This is a genomic window from Lysinibacillus sp. NPDC093197 (genome assembly GCF_044754025.1).
In the GTDB taxonomy this organism is placed as follows: Bacteria; Bacillota; Bacilli; order Bacillales_A; family Planococcaceae; genus Lysinibacillus.
The window spans coordinates 332286-349703 of the sequence record NZ_JBIVOH010000001.1; the positions used below are offsets into that span (position 1 = coordinate 332286).

The following is a 17418-nucleotide window of genomic DNA, read 5'->3' on the forward strand; positions in this document are numbered from 1 at the left end:
TTTTACATACAAATCACTTTAACTATCATAACTAGTAATACAACAAAGACAATATTTTTTCCCATGTTATTTATCTATCTTTCTTCGATTTTATGAAGATTTCAAACTCAAAACTGGTTTAAAAAATAAATAAATTGCTAATTGCTCGATCGTAAAGAAAGGATATATAACAAACCCTTAATAAAATAAAGGCAAGTAACTTGTTCTATGTCATCTTGTAAATGGTCTCCTTTTTGTCCCCTATAGCACCCATCCATTTAAAGAAAAAAAGCAACCGACTTTTCGATTCCATTTTGTAAAATGGTCACTTTTTAGTCGGTTGCTCTTATTCTTATTGTTTTATGCTTGCTTTAAACCCTTGCTATATCAATTATTCTTGAATAGCAGCTTCTAAAGCAACAACGATCATGTCGTTGAATGTTGTTTGACGTTCTTCAGACGTTGTTACTTCGCCTGTAATAATGTGGTCACTTACTGTTAAGACAGAAAGAGCTTGACGGCCAAATTTCGCTGCTAATGTGTAAAGTGCTGCAGATTCCATTTCAACTGCTAATACACCATATTTAGCAAGCTTTTCATTTTGGTGCTCATCTGAGTAGAACAAGTCAGCTGTGAAGATGTTACCAACTTGAAGGCTTAAACCTGCTTCTTTCCCAGCATTATACGCTTTTAATAATAAGTCAAAGTTTGCGATCGGTGCAAAGTCAATGTTGTTACCCCAAATAATTTGATTCATACGAGAATCAGTTGTTGCACCTTGAGCTAAAATAACGTCACGTACTTTTACATCTTTTTGAATTGCACCACAAGTACCTACACGAATTAATTTTTGTACATCATATTCTTGCATTAATTCTGTTGCGTAAATAGAAATGGAAGGCACACCCATACCAGTACCTTGTACAGAAATACGTTTACCTTTATACGTACCTGTATAACCAAACATATTGCGGACTTCGTTATAGCAAGTAACATCTTCTAAAAATGTTTCGGCAATGTATTTTGCACGTAGTGGATCTCCCGGAAGTAAAATAGTGTCAGCGATTTCGCCTTTTTTTGCATTAATATGAATACTCATACTGCAATCCCTCTTTTCTGTCAGTTATCATTATAAATAATACTTTGTTTCACGTATTTACGCAATGCTAGACGTCTAGCAACTCTAAAAGAAAGAATAATTAGAGTATTCCGATATTATCTACCTTGTTCAATATATAAATCCCATAATTCATCAAATACTTCTGTCGTTAAGTTATCTGTTGCATATGTTTCGATATATGTAGATAGCTCATCAAAATCTATGCTTTGTTTAGGAAAGTTATGTTCATGAAATACTTCTTCGGCAAAGCGAACTTTAGCATCCGACCAATCTCCTCCTCGAAATGTTAATACATATAAATAAAAGCTCTTTTTCATAACTGAAAAGTGCCCTCCTCTTGTCATTTTTACTTTCCGCTAGTTTATCAAAAAAAATACATTTCGTCATAAAATGGCCCATATTTTTATTTAAGTAATTTTTCCTAGTAAGGAAAATGCGAAAAGTCTTTTTCACCTTACTAGACTTTTGTCATGCAAAAATATTACGCTTTTTTATCTGAAAAATGAAAATTTTGTGAATTTAAGATAGAAATTTTTAGTATTATGCGATAGAATTGTAGACAATACTGCAAAAATTAGGAAGGTGATGGCGATGAAAAACAAGAAAAAATCAAGTAAACCAACGAGAAAACGCCCGTCTCTCTTAGATTCTAGCTTTTTTAAAAGAAAGAAAGCTATTGATTCTAACGTTAGTAGGCATAATCTCCCTCCTACTACAGAAAAACGACAACGTTTTTATCATTTAATTCGCGGCAAAGTACTTATTATTTTCTCTCTTCTTATTTTTATTACCGCCGCAATGGGTATATTGTCGTACAACAATATAACGAATCTTCAACAGCAAATGAAAGATTTTACTGAGAAGAATGTACAGGAGCAACTTACCGTTAATCAGCTAGCCTATGAAATTGCTAGATTAACAAACTTAGAACAAGCCTATATAATTACGGGAAATGGTAGTTATTCTACTTCTTACAAAATGAAAATCGATTCTATCAATAAAAAAATAGCTGCTTTACAACAAAAATTTGCAGACCGCCAAGTTGAGCTTGGACATATACAAGCAATCGGTCAATATTATAAAAATTACCTTGAGTACTCGAAAAAGGTCATGACGATGCGTGATGAGCTTGGGCTTGAACAAGCTCGAAAGCTAATGATCGAAGGTACAGGCGAAACGATGAAATTGCATATTGATCAAAATATTGAATCCATCAACAATGTAATGGATAAATCCAATAAAGCTAAACTTAATACGTTGAATAAGCAGGTTACTTTGTCAAACAGTACGTTTTTAATTATTTCAATTATCGGTCTTATAGCAATCGTTATTTTTGGCATTATGTTATTTAAATCATTAAAAAACAATACGCATGCTATTAACCACTCTATTCTTGATATTGCCCAAGCTGGTGGTGATTTAACAAGACGTGTCCATGTACGTAATAACGATGAATTTTCTATTATTGCTAACTCTACGAATACCCTTATCATTTCAATTTCAAACCTTATTAAACGTGTTAGCGAACTCGCTGATCACGTCTCAAGCAGTAGCCAGGAGTTGATGACATTAGCAGATGAGAATGCCCGTACAATCCAAAATATAGCGGATGCAAGTGCAGATATAGCAAGTGATAGTGAAAATACAATCAATAGTATGAATAGTGCCCAACAAAAAATGAGTGATTTAGATCATTCTATGCATCAATTAAATGAGCAGGCGAATGCTGTTCAACGTGCATCATTGGCCATGCAACAAGCCGCTGATGAAGGTAGTCGATCAGTTCATCAATCTACATTAGTTATGCAATCTATTGAAGAAACGATTGCTTCTACCTCTACAACAGTTGAGGCACTTGGTCGAAAATCAGCAGATATAACATCTATAATTGGTACCATTACAGCCATCTCAGAGCAAACAAATTTACTTGCATTGAATGCCGCAATTGAAGCTGCACGTGCTGGTGAACATGGCCGTGGCTTTGCAGTTGTAGCAGATGAAGTGCGCAAACTCGCTGAGCAATCACAAACGGCTGCTAAAGAAGTAACAACGATTGTGACGTCCATCCAAGATGAAGTCGCATCAATTATTACACAAAATCATGAAGGTGTAACATCAGTTATTCGAGGAGTCGAAGTGACGAATGAAACAAACCAGTCATTGTCCAACATCCTAATGCAAACGAAAGAAACGACTACAATTATTGCTACAATGGTTGATAAAATAGCGCAAACACTTGATTATAGTAATGCTGTAGCAAATGATTTTGTGCATATTAACGCTTATGCTGAACAAACCGCTTCCAATACGGTGATGTCTGCTGCTGCTGCTACACAAGGTTCTGCATCCATGCAGGAAATTAATGCAGCCGCTACGGAACTAGCCCACCAAGCAGATAGTTTACGCAATGTCGTCGGTGCGTTTAAAATTTAACAAAAAAAGAATGTCTCCGCAGAGGCATTCTTTTTTATTAGCAAAGTTTCTCTTCAAAACGAGGTTGGGACAAATAAGAAAAAGTGTTAGATTGACTACAAACAATCTAACACTTTTTTGCAGTGACCGTTGTCCGCTACGGCAAGCATTTCCGATAGTTTACCGGCGTTTCACAGACTTTAAACGGCGATTTTTTCTGTCTAACCGGCGATTTACAGGCTTCTATTGGCGATTACCTAGGTTTACCGTAACGCGCTTACGTACTTTTTTATTATTTAAATAATGATAAATATTCAGCGTAGCCTTCTTTTTCTAAATCAGCTTTCGGGATAAAACGAAGTGATGCAGAGTTGATGCAATAACGTAAGCCACCTAACTCTGCTGGACCATCTGGGAAGACATGTCCTAAATGAGAATCCGCGTCCTTGCTTCGTACTTCAACACGGCGCATGCCATGGGATGTATCAAAATGCTCTATAACTTGTTCTTGTGCAATCGGCTTTGAGAAAGCTGGCCAACCACAGCCTGCGTTGAATTTATCATGCGAGCTAAATAATGGCTTGCCTGAAACGATATCTACATAAATGCCTTCTTCAAAATGTTGATCATATTCATTGCGAAACGGTGGCTCAGTACCATTTTCCTGAGTTACATAGTACTGGATATCTGTTAGTTCTTTTAATCGTTGTTCTTTATTCATTTTCTATGCCCCCAGTGTAGTTCTTGAAATGCTTTTCGCCCAGATCCCACTGCATAGCGTTCATAATGCATTGGGTTTTTTTTATAATAAAATTGATGGTAGTCCTCAGCAGCATAAAATGTACTTGCAGGTAAAATTTTTACAGCAATTGGCTTATCAAATTTACCTGATGCCTGTAAATCTGCCTTTGAACGTTCAGCTAATTCATGTTGTTCTTCATCATGATAGAAAATGGCAGTAGTGTAGGATTGTCCACGATCATAAAATTGTCCACCTGCATCTGTTGGATCAATTAACGTCCAAAATGTAGCTAATAATTGCTCGTATGAATAAATATCATCATCAAACGTAATTTGAACCGCTTCTACGTGGCCTGTCGTTTCCGAACAGACTTGTTCATAGGTTGGATTTTCAACATGTCCACCAGTGTAACCAGAAACTATAGCTTCAATGCCAGGTGTTTCATCGAATGGCTTGACCATACACCAAAAACAGCCACCTGCGAATGTTGCCTTTTTCATTGCCATTTATATTCACTCCTTATTCTCCAGGGACGATGATTTCTAATAAGATTTTATCGTTTGGTAAGTCTAATTCCTTTGCACGTACACGAGACCCTGATGCAATATTCACTCGCGATAAGTCAATATAAATTTCAGCCTTATTCGGATTAACAGTAATCCACGAAGGGAAATCCACCGAATCTCTCATAATTTTCATTGTCGTCTCCGGTGGAATATTTAATAACCCCACATTCATCCCTGTTTGCTTTAAAATAATATTACCCTTATCATCGACAATAGGCTCAAAATTCATTGAAATTGGAATTTCTGTATAAAAAACAGTTAATTTGCTACGTAACTCAATATCATCCCCAATGGAAAAATCTAATGGGAGTGGCGAGCCTTTTGCACTGTCTTTTAAATATTTCTTCGTAATTGACTCTAACTCTTTCGTAGTCGTTTGGACAACTAGTACATTTCCTGTTATTTCAGTATCACTGTCTGAGCTCTTTGCTAAATCATATCCATCTACTGGTTTCGTTGCTAAATAAACGACGAGGAGGATTGAAAGAAGAACCATACCTGCTAACGCAAAAAATGCGAATTTCCATTTATTCATTTAGTCACTCCTCGAAGCCTATTTCCTTATTAATTTTTTGTTCCATTTTACATTGCTCCATTGCTGCTAATATTCGCTCAGTCATTTTATCATAGCCTTTTGCATTAGGATGGAAAAAATCTGTATGATAGACCAGTTCTTGATTTGAATCGAACAAGTCTTCAACTGAGACATAGCAAGCATTTGAATCTTTACTTGCAATTTTTTTAATGACATTATTCCATTCTGTAATAATTGTATCAAATTCATTTGCCTCATTTGTGACAATCGAGAAAGGATTATAAAATCCAATGAGTAATAAAGGCACGGTTGGATTTTTTGCCCTTATATTATCAATAATTTTACCGTAACGATCCTCATAGGTTAATAATTCCTTATCAAACGCATCTCGTTTTAAATTAAACAGATCCTGTTTGACTACTTTCATTACATCATTTCCACCCATAGTTAATGAAATAAACTGTGCTTGTTGTAACTCTTCATCATAATGCCCTTTTTTGATTAATTTTAATAGCTGATCACTCCGTCTTCCCCTTTTTCCTCGATTATCAACATCCACTTCTGAAATCGAAGTCCAAGCTAGCATCGAATCTGCTAATCTTCCAACATAACCGTCTTGACCATACTCATCCCCGACACCATCTGTTAGTGAATCTCCAAGTGCCAAGTAATGTAGTTGTTTTGCGTTATCATCATCAATTTGCCGTAAATTCTCTTCTGAAGGTTCAAAAAAATGTTCAAAAATTTGCGTCAATACATTACTAGAAGGTTTTGCCTCCTCTTCTGCTTGTTGCTCATCCTGTCTCATATCTTGCTCCGTCTCTGCCTGCTCACTTTCTTTATCTGCAGGTGCATTCGGTTCATCTATTGATATTGCACAACCACTTAGTACTAAGACGATCAAACATGACAAAATAATTCGCCAGCTGCCCATTTGACCACCTTCCATCATTTACTGTTAGTTCTATTATAATTAGTTGTCGCTACAATGAAAAGTGACGATGCTTCAGTTTATCAAGAAAATGCAAGCATAATTATCACATTACCTGTATACGATTTTTACAACTAGCCACATAAAGCGTTAAAAAGCTACTACAATTACTTATGTAGCAGCTCTTGTCAATTATTCTGAAAAATAGATAAAACCTATTGCACCTGGTCCAGTATGTGTAGAAATAATCGGTGACGTAAAAGCGATTTCAACATCATTAAAGCCTGTTCCTTCAACTAGCTCTTTTAATGGAGCGCCCATTGTTGTCAAACCGTCAGCATGTGAAATACCTACAGCCTTAACTGTTTTACCAGCAGTATCTGCTTGGAATTGTTTGAATAAGTAGTTCACTACCTGTTTATGACTACGAACTTTTGATACCGGGTTATATGCTCCACCTTCTAGGTTCGCAATGACTTTAATGTTAAGCAAAGAACCGATAAATCCTGTTCCTTTACCAATGCGGCCGCCTTTAATTAAATTTTCAAGTGTGTCAACGATTACATATAAATGTGTATTGTCACGCACCTTGTATAAACGAGTGACGATTTCTTCAACAGTCGCTCCTGCATCACGCATTTTAATAGCCTCTCTTAATTGAATAGCAAGGCCAATTGCGATAAAACGAGAATCAATGACCGTTACATCTGCATCTGTCATTTGTGCAGCTTGTCGTGCTGATTCAACAGTCCCACTCATTCCACCAGTCATATGAATAGAAAGTATTTGGTCGCCATCTTTGCCAAGCTCGTCATATAGTTCTTTAAACTTCCCTGGTGCAGGCTGCGAACTTTTCGGCAATTCTTTCGCATTTTTCATTAAGCCTAAAAAAGGTTGTGGCTCTAAATCTACACCATCTATATATGTTTTCCCATCAATTTGAATTGTTAACGGTACTATATGTATACCGTGTTGCTCTACTTCTTCTTTTGTTAAATCACAAGTTGAGTCCGTTACAATATGAATTCGTCCCACTTCGACACATCCTTTAACATCATTGAAATTATTATATAGACTAATGTTTCCATATGTAAACATGACATTTGTCATCTCAAGTGTCTATTTCAAGTCTTTTTCATTCCCACTTCCTTCGCTACTATAGCCTTTTTTCAATAAATTTGTCTAACAATTTCCTCTAAAATTCGACATGACATTTTAGATAAGTAAATATGTGACAAATGTAAATAGTAAGACGCACATTATTGGGCTATAGTAAATAGACAACGAAGGGAGTGTTTATAATGGTGGATTCATTTGACTATAAAACATGGAAGGAAGAATTGTGGAATGCCATTACTCACGGTATAGGCTTACTTGCAAGTATTCCAGCACTTGTTATTTTAATATTAACTGCCGTCCAAAACGGAAGTGCATTGTATATTACAACTTTTAGTATTTTTGGTGCTTCTGTCATCATCTTGTTTCTTATGTCAACATTACTCCACAGCATGCCTGAAAAATACAAATATTTTTTCGCTATTCTTGACCATTCTTCTATATACATTTTAATTGCTGGGACCTATACACCGTTTTTATTGATTGCTATCGGCGGCACATTAGGAATTACTTTATTATGTATCATTTGGGCACTTGCCTTACTAGGCGTTGTATTTAAATGCTTTTTTATTAATCGTTTTGAAATACTATCCCTTATTTTCTATATTGGTATGGGCTGGCTTATTATCTTTGCCATTAAGCCGATTTATTTTTTCTTAGGAAGTAACGGCTTTGCCTTTTTATTAGCTGGCGGTCTTTTCTATACATTTGGCGCTATATTTTACGCTTGGCGCAGCCTCCCATATAATCATACAATTTGGCACCTCTTTGTGTTAGCTGGATGTGGCTCAATGTATGCCTGTGTGTATCTTTATTTATAATAATGAAGTTTTTTAACTAAAAATATGTATCGTTAAACAAGAAAAGCACTACGGCATAAGCTAATCCGTGTGCTTTTTCTCATAATTTAGACTACAGCTTCTGAGAACGTCCACTAAGTGGCAAACTCCCCAAAATTCAATTAGTTTTTGCGTTCAAAAATTTGATATTGAAATGTGTAACCTTCTGGTGCAGTTACTGGTTGTTGTGACGAGACTAGCACAAAGTCATCTTCATATTGTGGGAAAAATGTATCCCCTTTAAAGGAATGATTAATTTTTGTAGCATATATTCGATCTGTTATGTCCATTGATAATCTAAAAATTTGTTCGCCACCGATGATCATGATTTCAGGTACATCACCCGCTAATGACAGTGCTTCGTCGAGACTCGTCACTATTTCTGCCCCTTCAGCACGATAGTTGGCATCACGCGTAATGACAATGTTGCGTCGCCCTGGTAGCGGTCTACCAATCGACTCAAATGTTTTACGTCCCATTATCATTGGTTTACCCATCGTTTTTTCCTTAAAATATTGTAAATCCCCAGGTAAATGCCAAGGCATACCGTTTTCATATCCAATGACATTATTATTATCATGCGCTACTATTAATGAAATCATAATTACCCTCCAAGTTATATCATTCATCCTATTATAAACATAATTTTACTTTACTATCGGAATATTTCTGCTCATTATTAAAATAAATTACTTCTTCGACGTTAAATCATAGTAAATTTATAAGAATAGTTTATAATAAGAGATAACAATAAAAATTTCTAAAGGATGATGTTATGACACGTTTAACAAAAGAGGCCGTTTGCTATATTCAAGCTACGGATTTAAAACCACATTATTATGAAATGACACCACAGGAAGCAAGAGTTATGCGTGCAGTTCCAGCTTGGCAATCTGTCCATACGCCTCACCTCGCATCGATAGAGGATCGAAAAATATCTATGCGAGATGGACAAGAGATTACTATTCGCCTTTACATTCCGGAACACACAAAAAATTTACCGGTTATTATTTATTATCATGGTGGTGGATGGGTATTTGGCGATTTAGGGTCAGCGGATGCCGGTTGTCAGTTATTAGCTGATAGAGCGCATGCCATTGTCGTATCAGTAGATTATCGCTTGGCACCTGAATATCCCTTCCCTATCCCATTAAACGACGCATATGATGGGTTACTGTGGGTATTTGACAATATTGCGGCGTTCGGTGGTGATAACACCCGAATAACGGTCGCTGGTGATAGTGCTGGTGGTAACCTCGCAACGGTAGTTTCTTACTTAGCAGCGATGTTTGATGGACCCACTATTACTTCACAAGCACTTATTTACCCTGTAGTAAATCTTGATTTTACGACTGCTTCTTATAGTGCTTACGGAGAACATTTTGGTTTAGATAAGCAAGGTATGCAATGGTTTGCTGAGCATTATACAAAGCCAAATCATTTTAAAAACCCACTCGTTTCACCTTTGCAAATTGAAAATTTTGGCGTACTTCCAAAAACAATAATTATCGCTGCTGAAGCAGATGTACTTTACGATGAAGGACTTGCTTACGCTAAAAAATTAGCGGATGCAGGCGTGTATGTGGAACATGTCCAAATGGCGGGTTTGATTCATAGTTATTTCAGTAAAATGGAGTTTTTCGAAGCTGCTACAATTGAAACAGCTGAAAAAATTGCGACATTCGTCAAATAAGTTTGTGTAATGCTACTAAACAATGCGATAATAGAGCAAAATGTTTTTTAAAGGATGACAACATGACACAAACGATTGCATTACAAATTAATAATCAATATGCAAGCCCATTAAAAAAAGGCTACCCACTAATCTTAAAGGAAGCAGTCGATACTCGAAAACTGCCTACTGAAGAAGGTGCAGTACTTCGTCTATTAGATATTCATAATCGCTTTATCGGCACTGGCTATTATGGTATCCAAAATAAAGGCATCGGCTGGCTGTTAACTACGGATGCTAATGAAGAAATTGACAACGCGTTTTTTGCGAAAAAAATAAGCAAGGCGCTACAAAATCGTGAAGCATTTTTCAATAACCCTAATACTACGGCATTTCGTGCTTTTAACGGCGAAGGTGATGGAATTGGGGGCATGACAATCGATTTCTTTGAAGGTTACTATATGGTGAGCTGGTATAGTGCAGGTATTTATTCATTTAAAGAAGCCATTTATGAGGCACTTTCAGAAATAGTCAACTTTAAAGCAATTTATGAGAAAAAACGTTTTGATAGTAAAGGGCAATATATTGAACAGGACGATTTTGTTATGGGTACACCTGGTGAATTCCCACTTATCGTGAAGGAAAATGGTATGAACTATGCTGTTCATTTAAATGATGGTGCCATGACTGGTATTTTCCTCGACCAACGTGAAGTGCGACTTGCCATTCGTGAACGCTATTCTCAACATAAAACCGTGTTAAATACATTTTCTTATACAGGTGCTTTCTCAGTAGCAGCAGCACTTGGTGGCGCCACGAAAACTACAAGTGTTGATGTAGCCAAACGTAGTTTAGCCAAAACAATCGAGCAATTTAGTGTCAACAATATTGACTATGAAGCACAGGACATTAAAGTAATGGATGTATTTCATTATTTCAAATATGCACAGCGTCATCAGTTGAAATTCGACCTTGTCGTATTAGATCCGCCTAGCTTTGCGCGCACAAAGCAAATGACGTTTTCAACAGCAAAGGACTATCCTAAATTATTGATGGATACAATCGCTATTACTGAAAAGAATGGTATTATTGTTGCCTCTACAAACAATGCAAGCTTTGGCATGAAAAAGTTTAAAGGTTTTATTGACCAAGCGTTTAAAGAAACGAATACTCGCTATAAAATCGTTGAAGAATATGGTTTACCAAAAGATTTCCGTGTGCCGCGTGAGCATCCTGAATTCAATTACTTAAAAGTTGTTTTTATTGAAAAATTAAGCTAAAAAAGAGCGACTCTCAGAAAGTCACTCTCAGACTGTAGACAAAGTCGAATTTTCCAACTTTGTCTACTATTTTTTTGAATCAAGTTTCCATTACTTTGTTAAAAAAACGAAAATATAACCTAAAAACATGAGGATAAAAAAACTAAAGAATGTGATGATATTCCCTATAATTAAAATTTTAGATTTAGCGCATACGGCTAAGACAATACCTATGCCTGATAATACAAACGTGAAAATCCATAAAGTTGAAGCTTTTTGAAACACAATATTTGGTACCCAAAGTAATAAAGAAATAATAATCGTACTTACAGCTAAAGCTTTCACCATTTTAACCATTCCTTATTTCAACGGATTACATAAATTGTTATTAAAATATATTTTTATCGCAGAAGCAAATAGTTTTTCTTTGAGTCCCATTCTATGAAAATTTCTATCTATATAAGCAACAAGCTCCCAATCACATGAACAGCTAAAATACCCTTTATCTTCATAGCACATATCATGCATTTGACAACCCCTATCTAATACATCTTGTGGAGGGCCAGAACCATGTCCAGGGCCACACCAATTCCCCCAAATAGGTAACCCTTTTCTAGTACTCATTGTAGTGTTTGCTTGATAGTTAGCATAACTCTTACTAATGCGATTCACCATCAAACTAATTTCAATATATTCCTCTGCTAAGCCATCTAATTTTACTTTTTCAATATTAACAAACGGTTTTCCGTCCTCATAATAAATATAAGATTCTAACTGTTCACCAGCATTTAAAAGTTCTTTATCTGTCAAAGATGACTCTTTTCCTGTCGTTGCAAAAACTTTTGTACCTCCCCCAAAGAAGAGTGAAGAAACTAAAACTGACATTGCAACAAAAGACGAACCTATTTTTTTCATCTAATCTTAGCTCCTTTCGATATTTTATTAGGTAAAATACCATTATTATGGCTCATCAAAAGGCTAGAGTAACATTTTATAAAAAAGAAAATGGATTTTAGAATGTTAGCTGTTGGAGTGAAATCTGGATGCTCATGAAAACGCCCAGCGGAAATGGAGGACAACCCTAAGTTATGGTAATGAACCATTATGATAGTATTTAACCCGTCGTTTATATTTTTATTTTATTAAACGAACTGAAAACTCGCAATATAATAACCGGTTTTTTGCGTAAGGTTATTAGTCAGTTAATATATACTAATATAAAAAAGGAATACGGTTTACCAAAGGATTTTCGCGTACCGCGTGACCATCTTGAATTCAATAACTTAAAAGTTGTTTTATTCAAAAGCTAAGCTAAAAAGAGTGACTATACACTACTAATTCATAAATAAAATAGACATCAACATACTTATCAATATCTCCTCCGTTTTAACCAAGAAAAAGACAAAGTATCGAATAATCAGATACTTTGTCTACAGACTGAGGTTGAGAAATTATTTTCTCAACCTTTTTATTCGTTATTTTTTCACTCAATATTTTCTACATTTAAACACTTAGTTTCACAGTAATAGCCTTTGCCGCCAACATAAACTTTATCTATATCATTCTTGCTATTCGTTGCTAATTTAACTAATATTTCTGAAGGCGAGTGTAAAGAATAACCTTGTTCAAATACATAGACTTCTTTTTGCAAGTAGTGATGTTCATAAAGGTAGCAAGCTAATGCACCGTTGGAAGTTCCAGTCGCTGCTTCTTCATTGATGTCGTATAGTGGAGCAAAATTTCTGCATATAATTCGATTGTCATTAAAAGTAAACAGATGCATCCCGACAACATTATAATACTTGCTAATTTCTTTAATTTTTCCAAAATTAGGTTGCAGTGCATGTAATTGTGTTTCGCTTTTTATAGGAATTAAAATATCCTTTAAGCCCGTGGAGACAATTTGAATTGGGTATTTATTGTCTATAGCTTGAATGTCAAAACAGTCGATGAACTCGTTTGGAGATACAACATCATAGAATATCGGTTTGTTTTGTTCCATAAATATCATGTCATCTTTTATAGTTATAGCAAGAACACCGCTGTTCGTTTCAATCGTATAGCGATTCTTGAAAAGTTTATTTAAATGCATCAGAATCGCGAAAGAGCCAATTGTGGCATGACCACATAAATCAACTTCTTCTTTTGGTGTAAAATACTCAATTTTATAATCCGCAATTTCAGATTCTGCTATAAATGCAGTTTCCGCATAGCCCAGTTGTTTGGCTATTGCCATTTTTTGAGTAGTGGACAATGTATTCTCCATAAATACTACTCCTGCTTTATTTCCGCCTTTATGATCCTTGCTAAATGCACTTGCAACATAAACGGATATTTTCATAAAACACCTTCCTTCCACACTTATAGGAAATTGTAGCATAGAAAACACGATGTATACATGTTGTTGGAAAAATTCGCTATAAAGCAAGAAACAAACTATTTTTTAGCATCTGACCTCGCCAAAAATAGTTTGTTTACAGTCTGAGCGTGACTCTATATGCGTCACTCTTTCTTTAATTAATTTTTAATGTTCCCTTAGTTGTTTGCAGTTCACGGTCTCGTGGTCTTGCTGCCTTATACCATTGCAAGCAAAGTGTAAAAATTATTATGGCATCAATTATATCTCCACCATAGTACATAACCATACTTCCGATTTCTGCTTGTTCTATCGGAACACCTTTAGGAGGATGAGCATAAATATACTTTGATAATATTCCATGTCCTGCTAATGCAATAATTAAAACTATTGCTCTGTAAATAAAGGATTTCCTATGATATACAGGATCAAAATAAATGATAGAAACAGTAAACAAATAGCCTGCAATGAATACATGTAAATGGACAATTACATGTATTAGACTATTGTCGTGCATTAATGAATATAGGTTAGTAGTGTACAATATCCAAAGTCCACCTATATTTAGAAAGCTAGTGACTAGTGGATGAATAAGTATACGTGCTAGCCAACTTCTTAAAATTTTCGAAAGCCCCCTAGCTAATGGGGTGCTTAAAGTTCTAAGTATTAATGTCATAGGCGCTGCAAGTACAATGAATAACGGTGCTAGCATACCCAAAAGTAAATGGCTAAACATGTGTGCTGTAAAATCTATAGAAGCACGATTTGCTAAAGGACCTACAACAGCACTAATCGCCAATAAAATTCCAAAAACAAAACTTACTATACGATAAAATGGCCATGTTTTATAATTACGATTTGTAATTACAGTAGCAATAATATACAAAATTAATATGGTAATAAACAAAATTAAAAAAACTAGTTGAGGATGAATGATTCCAAAACCATCATGACTAGGACCACCCTCTAATATTTGGTGATGGTCAGCGTTCATTAGTGGTAGCCTCTGCTTGAAGATTTTTATTGCTAGTAAGAACAGCAAGATAAAGTCCGATTATGAGAATAATTGCAGCAAGTACATTCCAAATTACATCGTATACGATAACATTTTCTACATACCTAATCTGGTGTATTCGCATTAGCTTATGTTGAATGATGCCATCATATAATTGGAAACCTCCTGCACCTAGTAACATGCCACCAACCCATCTCTTCAACCAAAACCCACTTTTACGACGAATATCTGCAAGTAAAAACAATCCTGCAATAGTAGCAAACCAACTAATTGCATGGAATATACCATCAGAAATTAAACCAATATCCGTTGTAGACTTATCATAAAAATGATGCCAGCGAAATAATTGATGAAAAATAGTCTCATCTATAAAAGCTACTAGGCCTATCCCAAATAGAAACCCTGACAATAAATTCCGGCTTACATAAACTAGTGTATTTTTATGATTGTTTATGATGGTCATTCCATCCCCCCTACATTTAGATTTTCGTCCTTATCATTCCCTAATTTTTAATATTTTAACCCAACTTTACCTAGCGTATCAGGCTAAAACTACTTCTTTAAAGACATTATTTTTAACATCTATACCCCTACCTAGTCATCTATTGTTTCCATTAAAAAAGAGCTAGCTCTAGCCAGCTCTTTCCTTTTATCAGTTGTTTAAAACGACACGACTCCAAAGGCAGAAATCAATGAAGGAGAATCACTCTTTCTTTAATGCTTGCCAAAATTCAGCGCTATTTGTTCTACGATAAAATTTATGGAAAGGTTCATTTGGGCGAGCGTGTTTCTGATAATGCCTGATAATTTGTTGTAGAAAGCTTTCTATTTTTTGTACTGAAACTCTTTTAGCAAATAGTGTACCCGCCTTTGCATTGGCCCCCATCGGCACGGCACCTAAGTAAACATCGAAGCTATCCTTTTGATAAACAAGCCCAATATCATCATATACAGCATTATAGCAAGCCGATGCACAGCCATTAATATTTAACCGTAGTCTAGAAGGCACAGTTTCTTCATGTAATGCTTCGTATAGGTGTTCGGTTATTTCGGCAGCCTCCATTTTGTCCCCATCACAAAAATCACATGCTTTTATCGCAACGATAGGACCTTGCTTTGCAATATATAAGCCTGCTTCTTGAAGCTCATTGATAATTTCATTCACGTTTATAGTTGGGACGGACAAAAGGATACTATAGGAAGCCGAGTATTTAATTGCGCCGCTATCACCTACAACCTCAGCAATTTTTTGAAATTGAGCTGGTGTATAATGCTTATTGATAATACCTTGACTTACTGCAAGGCGTGTAAAATTTCCATTTGTATTTAGTTTTTCAAATGTTCGATCTGGTGTATTTGAACGAAAGGCATTCATTGTTTGTTCTCCTTATGAAAAAGAGCTAGCAAGTAGCTAGCTCTTTCGATTGTTATTTAAAAGTTTTCAGGATAAAAACCTTTTGCTAAAATTTCAATAGCCTCTGCAGCACGAACCCCTTCTGAAGCTGCTGAAAGTGGTAAAATGACAAAGCGTTCATTTTTCACAGCATCTGTTTCTTTTAATGCCGGATCACTTTTTAGGAATTTAATTTTGTCTTCTGCTGTTTGGGAACCATAATCAATTACGACAATGACTTCAGGGTTACGTTCAACTGTTTCTTCTTTTGATACCGTTGTCCAGCCCGATTCAACATCGCCAAAAATGTTTTTACCGCCAGCAACTGTGACAAGTTCATCCATAAAGTTTTGTGCCGCTGTAAAGACTTCCTTGTCCCCACTATCGAAAACTAGAACACGTAATTCTTTTTCACCTTGTGGTAACTTTGCGCGAACAGCATCAACATCCTTTGTCATCTGTTCAATTAATGCCTCTCCGCGGTCTTCAACACGGAATATTTTTGCAATATTACGGATATCCGTAAATATATCCTCTAACGTTGGTTTTGTAATACTTGAAGAAGTATGTAAATAGGTGTGAATACCAAGTGCTTCTAACTCTTCTGGTGTACCAACACCCTTTTCGCTAAAGCCACTTTTCCACCCAGCGTATAAAAAATCCGCTTCACTATCAATTACTTGTTCTTTTGTCGGATACTGCTCCGCTATCACTGGTACTTTATCGTAAGCTGCTTGTAAAGGTTCATAAATTTTATCATCTAAATAAGCAGTACCAACCATTGAATCTTCTAAACCTAATGCTAGCATTATTTCTGTAACGTGCTGATTTAAGCTAATCGCCTTTTTAGGAGCTTCTGTATAAACTTGTGTCGTATCGTTATTATCAATTGTTACTTCTTTTGCCTCTGCTTGTGCTGGTTCAATGTTTTCACTTTGTGCAGCTGATTCTGAATCATCTTTTGCACTACAAGCGCCTAAAATGCTCAATAATGCCATTGCAAGAACTAGCCACATGCCTTTCCATTTGTTCATGTTTGTTTCTCCTTTAGTTTGTAATTTTTCATCTTTATAGTAAGAAATCAATGACTTCTTTGCTATTGATTACGAGCACTTCTTGACGCTTCATTTCCTGGTAAAAGCATGAATTGCTGTTTGCTACGGTTCCTGCTTAAACTACTGCACATCAAAATGGACACAAAAAACCCTCTTGTTTCCAAGAGGGCGGCATAGTGAAAAAACAATGGTTATTCAACCAATCACTATTCCCATCCTCGTGGTGTTAAGTAAAATAATATATATTGGCAGGTATCCTGGCTTAGGTTCAACGTTTATACGTCTTCCCATAGTTAAACTACAGTGACTGTGTTGTATAAACTCCCCATTTACAGTTGCGGGACAGCATCGGATTTACACCGATTTCCCTTTTAAGCAAATGATAGAAACCATTTGCACCAATATATAGAAGTATTAAGTTATAAAAA

The 17418-nt window shown here is 35.7% G+C and carries 19 protein-coding genes and 1 riboswitch; of the genes, 4 read left to right on the forward strand and 15 right to left on the reverse strand.

Features of this window, described 5'->3' with window-relative positions; genetic code table 11:
• Positions 1-370: 370 nt before the first annotated feature.
• A complete protein-coding gene (deoD, locus tag ACIP9G_RS01625) occupies positions 371-1078 on the reverse strand; it encodes a purine-nucleoside phosphorylase (RefSeq protein WP_172771600.1) in 708 nt (235 codons plus the stop codon).
• A 116-nt stretch (positions 1079-1194) separates the two neighbouring features.
• Positions 1195-1416, reverse strand: coding sequence for a YozE family protein (locus tag ACIP9G_RS01630; protein ID WP_401016880.1), 222 nt, complete (start codon positions 1414-1416; stop codon positions 1195-1197).
• A 274-nt stretch (positions 1417-1690) separates the two neighbouring features.
• Here ACIP9G_RS01630 and ACIP9G_RS01635 point away from each other — a divergent pair, with 274 nt between their 5' ends.
• Positions 1691-3532, forward strand: coding sequence for a methyl-accepting chemotaxis protein (locus ACIP9G_RS01635; RefSeq protein WP_340824421.1), 1842 nt, complete (start codon positions 1691-1693; stop codon positions 3530-3532).
• A gap of 271 nt (positions 3533-3803) precedes the next feature.
• Here the strand turns inward: ACIP9G_RS01635 and msrB are convergent, their stop codons facing one another.
• The 5 genes from msrB to ACIP9G_RS01660 form a co-directional block, all read right to left on the reverse strand.
• A complete protein-coding gene (gene msrB / locus ACIP9G_RS01640; RefSeq protein WP_340824414.1) occupies positions 3804-4232 on the reverse strand; it encodes a peptide-methionine (R)-S-oxide reductase MsrB in 429 nt (142 codons plus the stop codon).
• Positions 4229-4759 (reverse strand): peptide-methionine (S)-S-oxide reductase MsrA, encoded by a 531-nt coding sequence (msrA, locus tag ACIP9G_RS01645; protein ID WP_401011854.1) that lies wholly within the window; start codon positions 4757-4759, stop codon positions 4229-4231. The genes msrB and msrA overlap by 4 nt, the downstream gene beginning before the upstream one ends.
• Positions 4760-4772: 13 nt before the next feature.
• The gene (locus ACIP9G_RS01650) at positions 4773-5354 is read right to left on the reverse strand and encodes a YpmS family protein (protein WP_340824411.1); all 582 of its coding nucleotides are present in this window, start codon (positions 5352-5354) and stop codon (positions 4773-4775) included.
• 4 nt (positions 5355-5358) lie between these two features.
• On the reverse strand, positions 5359-6288 hold the full coding sequence (locus ACIP9G_RS01655) for a GDSL-type esterase/lipase family protein (protein WP_340824408.1): 930 nt from the start codon (positions 6286-6288) through the stop codon (positions 5359-5361).
• A 189-nt stretch (positions 6289-6477) separates the two neighbouring features.
• On the reverse strand, positions 6478-7320 hold the full coding sequence (locus ACIP9G_RS01660; RefSeq protein WP_401016885.1) for a DegV family protein: 843 nt from the start codon (positions 7318-7320) through the stop codon (positions 6478-6480).
• A 266-nt stretch (positions 7321-7586) separates the two neighbouring features.
• Between ACIP9G_RS01660 and trhA the strand changes: the two genes are divergently transcribed.
• On the forward strand, positions 7587-8222 hold the full coding sequence (gene trhA, locus ACIP9G_RS01665) for a PAQR family membrane homeostasis protein TrhA (RefSeq protein WP_340824405.1): 636 nt from the start codon (positions 7587-7589) through the stop codon (positions 8220-8222).
• Positions 8223-8362: 140 nt separating this feature from the next.
• Here the strand turns inward: trhA and ACIP9G_RS01670 are convergent, their stop codons facing one another.
• Positions 8363-8842 carry a dihydrofolate reductase gene (locus ACIP9G_RS01670; RefSeq protein WP_401016887.1) on the reverse strand — a complete coding sequence of 160 codons (480 nt, stop codon included), beginning with the start codon at positions 8840-8842 and terminating at the stop codon, positions 8363-8365.
• 173 nt (positions 8843-9015) lie between these two features.
• Here ACIP9G_RS01670 and ACIP9G_RS01675 point away from each other — a divergent pair, with 173 nt between their 5' ends.
• Both ACIP9G_RS01675 and ACIP9G_RS01680 read left to right on the forward strand, forming a co-directional pair.
• Positions 9016-9933: an alpha/beta hydrolase gene (locus tag ACIP9G_RS01675; protein ID WP_401016889.1), complete on the forward strand. Its 918-nt coding sequence runs from the start codon at positions 9016-9018 to the stop codon at positions 9931-9933.
• Between the two features lie 62 nt (positions 9934-9995).
• Positions 9996-11192 (forward strand): class I SAM-dependent rRNA methyltransferase, encoded by a 1197-nt coding sequence (locus tag ACIP9G_RS01680; RefSeq protein ID WP_401016891.1) that lies wholly within the window; start codon positions 9996-9998, stop codon positions 11190-11192.
• Positions 11193-11282: 90 nt separating this feature from the next.
• Here ACIP9G_RS01680 and ACIP9G_RS01685 read toward each other — a convergent pair whose 3' ends face one another.
• The 7 genes from ACIP9G_RS01685 to ACIP9G_RS01715 all read right to left on the reverse strand — a co-directional run bounded on the left by ACIP9G_RS01685 (position 11283) and on the right by ACIP9G_RS01715 (position 16969).
• The gene (locus ACIP9G_RS01685; RefSeq protein ID WP_340824401.1) at positions 11283-11519 is read right to left on the reverse strand and encodes a hypothetical protein; all 237 of its coding nucleotides are present in this window, start codon (positions 11517-11519) and stop codon (positions 11283-11285) included.
• A gap of 12 nt (positions 11520-11531) precedes the next feature.
• On the reverse strand, positions 11532-12086 hold the full coding sequence (locus ACIP9G_RS01690) for a phospholipase A2 family protein (protein WP_401016894.1): 555 nt from the start codon (positions 12084-12086) through the stop codon (positions 11532-11534).
• 568 nt (positions 12087-12654) lie between these two features.
• Positions 12655-13512, reverse strand: coding sequence for a PhzF family phenazine biosynthesis protein (locus ACIP9G_RS01695; RefSeq protein WP_401016896.1), 858 nt, complete (start codon positions 13510-13512; stop codon positions 12655-12657).
• A 172-nt stretch (positions 13513-13684) separates the two neighbouring features.
• Positions 13685-14521 (reverse strand): cytochrome c oxidase assembly protein, encoded by an 837-nt coding sequence (locus tag ACIP9G_RS01700; protein WP_401016897.1) that lies wholly within the window; start codon positions 14519-14521, stop codon positions 13685-13687.
• A complete protein-coding gene (locus tag ACIP9G_RS01705) occupies positions 14511-15005 on the reverse strand; it encodes a DUF2243 domain-containing protein (RefSeq protein WP_401016899.1) in 495 nt (164 codons plus the stop codon). The genes ACIP9G_RS01700 and ACIP9G_RS01705 overlap by 11 nt, the downstream gene beginning before the upstream one ends.
• A gap of 240 nt (positions 15006-15245) precedes the next feature.
• On the reverse strand, positions 15246-15917 hold the full coding sequence (locus ACIP9G_RS01710) for a precorrin-3B methylase (protein WP_401016901.1): 672 nt from the start codon (positions 15915-15917) through the stop codon (positions 15246-15248).
• A gap of 56 nt (positions 15918-15973) precedes the next feature.
• Positions 15974-16969 carry an ABC transporter substrate-binding protein gene (locus ACIP9G_RS01715; protein WP_401016903.1) on the reverse strand — a complete coding sequence of 332 codons (996 nt, stop codon included), beginning with the start codon at positions 16967-16969 and terminating at the stop codon, positions 15974-15976.
• Positions 16970-17220: 251 nt separating this feature from the next.
• Positions 17221-17408, reverse strand: a riboswitch (cobalamin riboswitch).
• Positions 17409-17418: the final 10 nt, after the last annotated feature.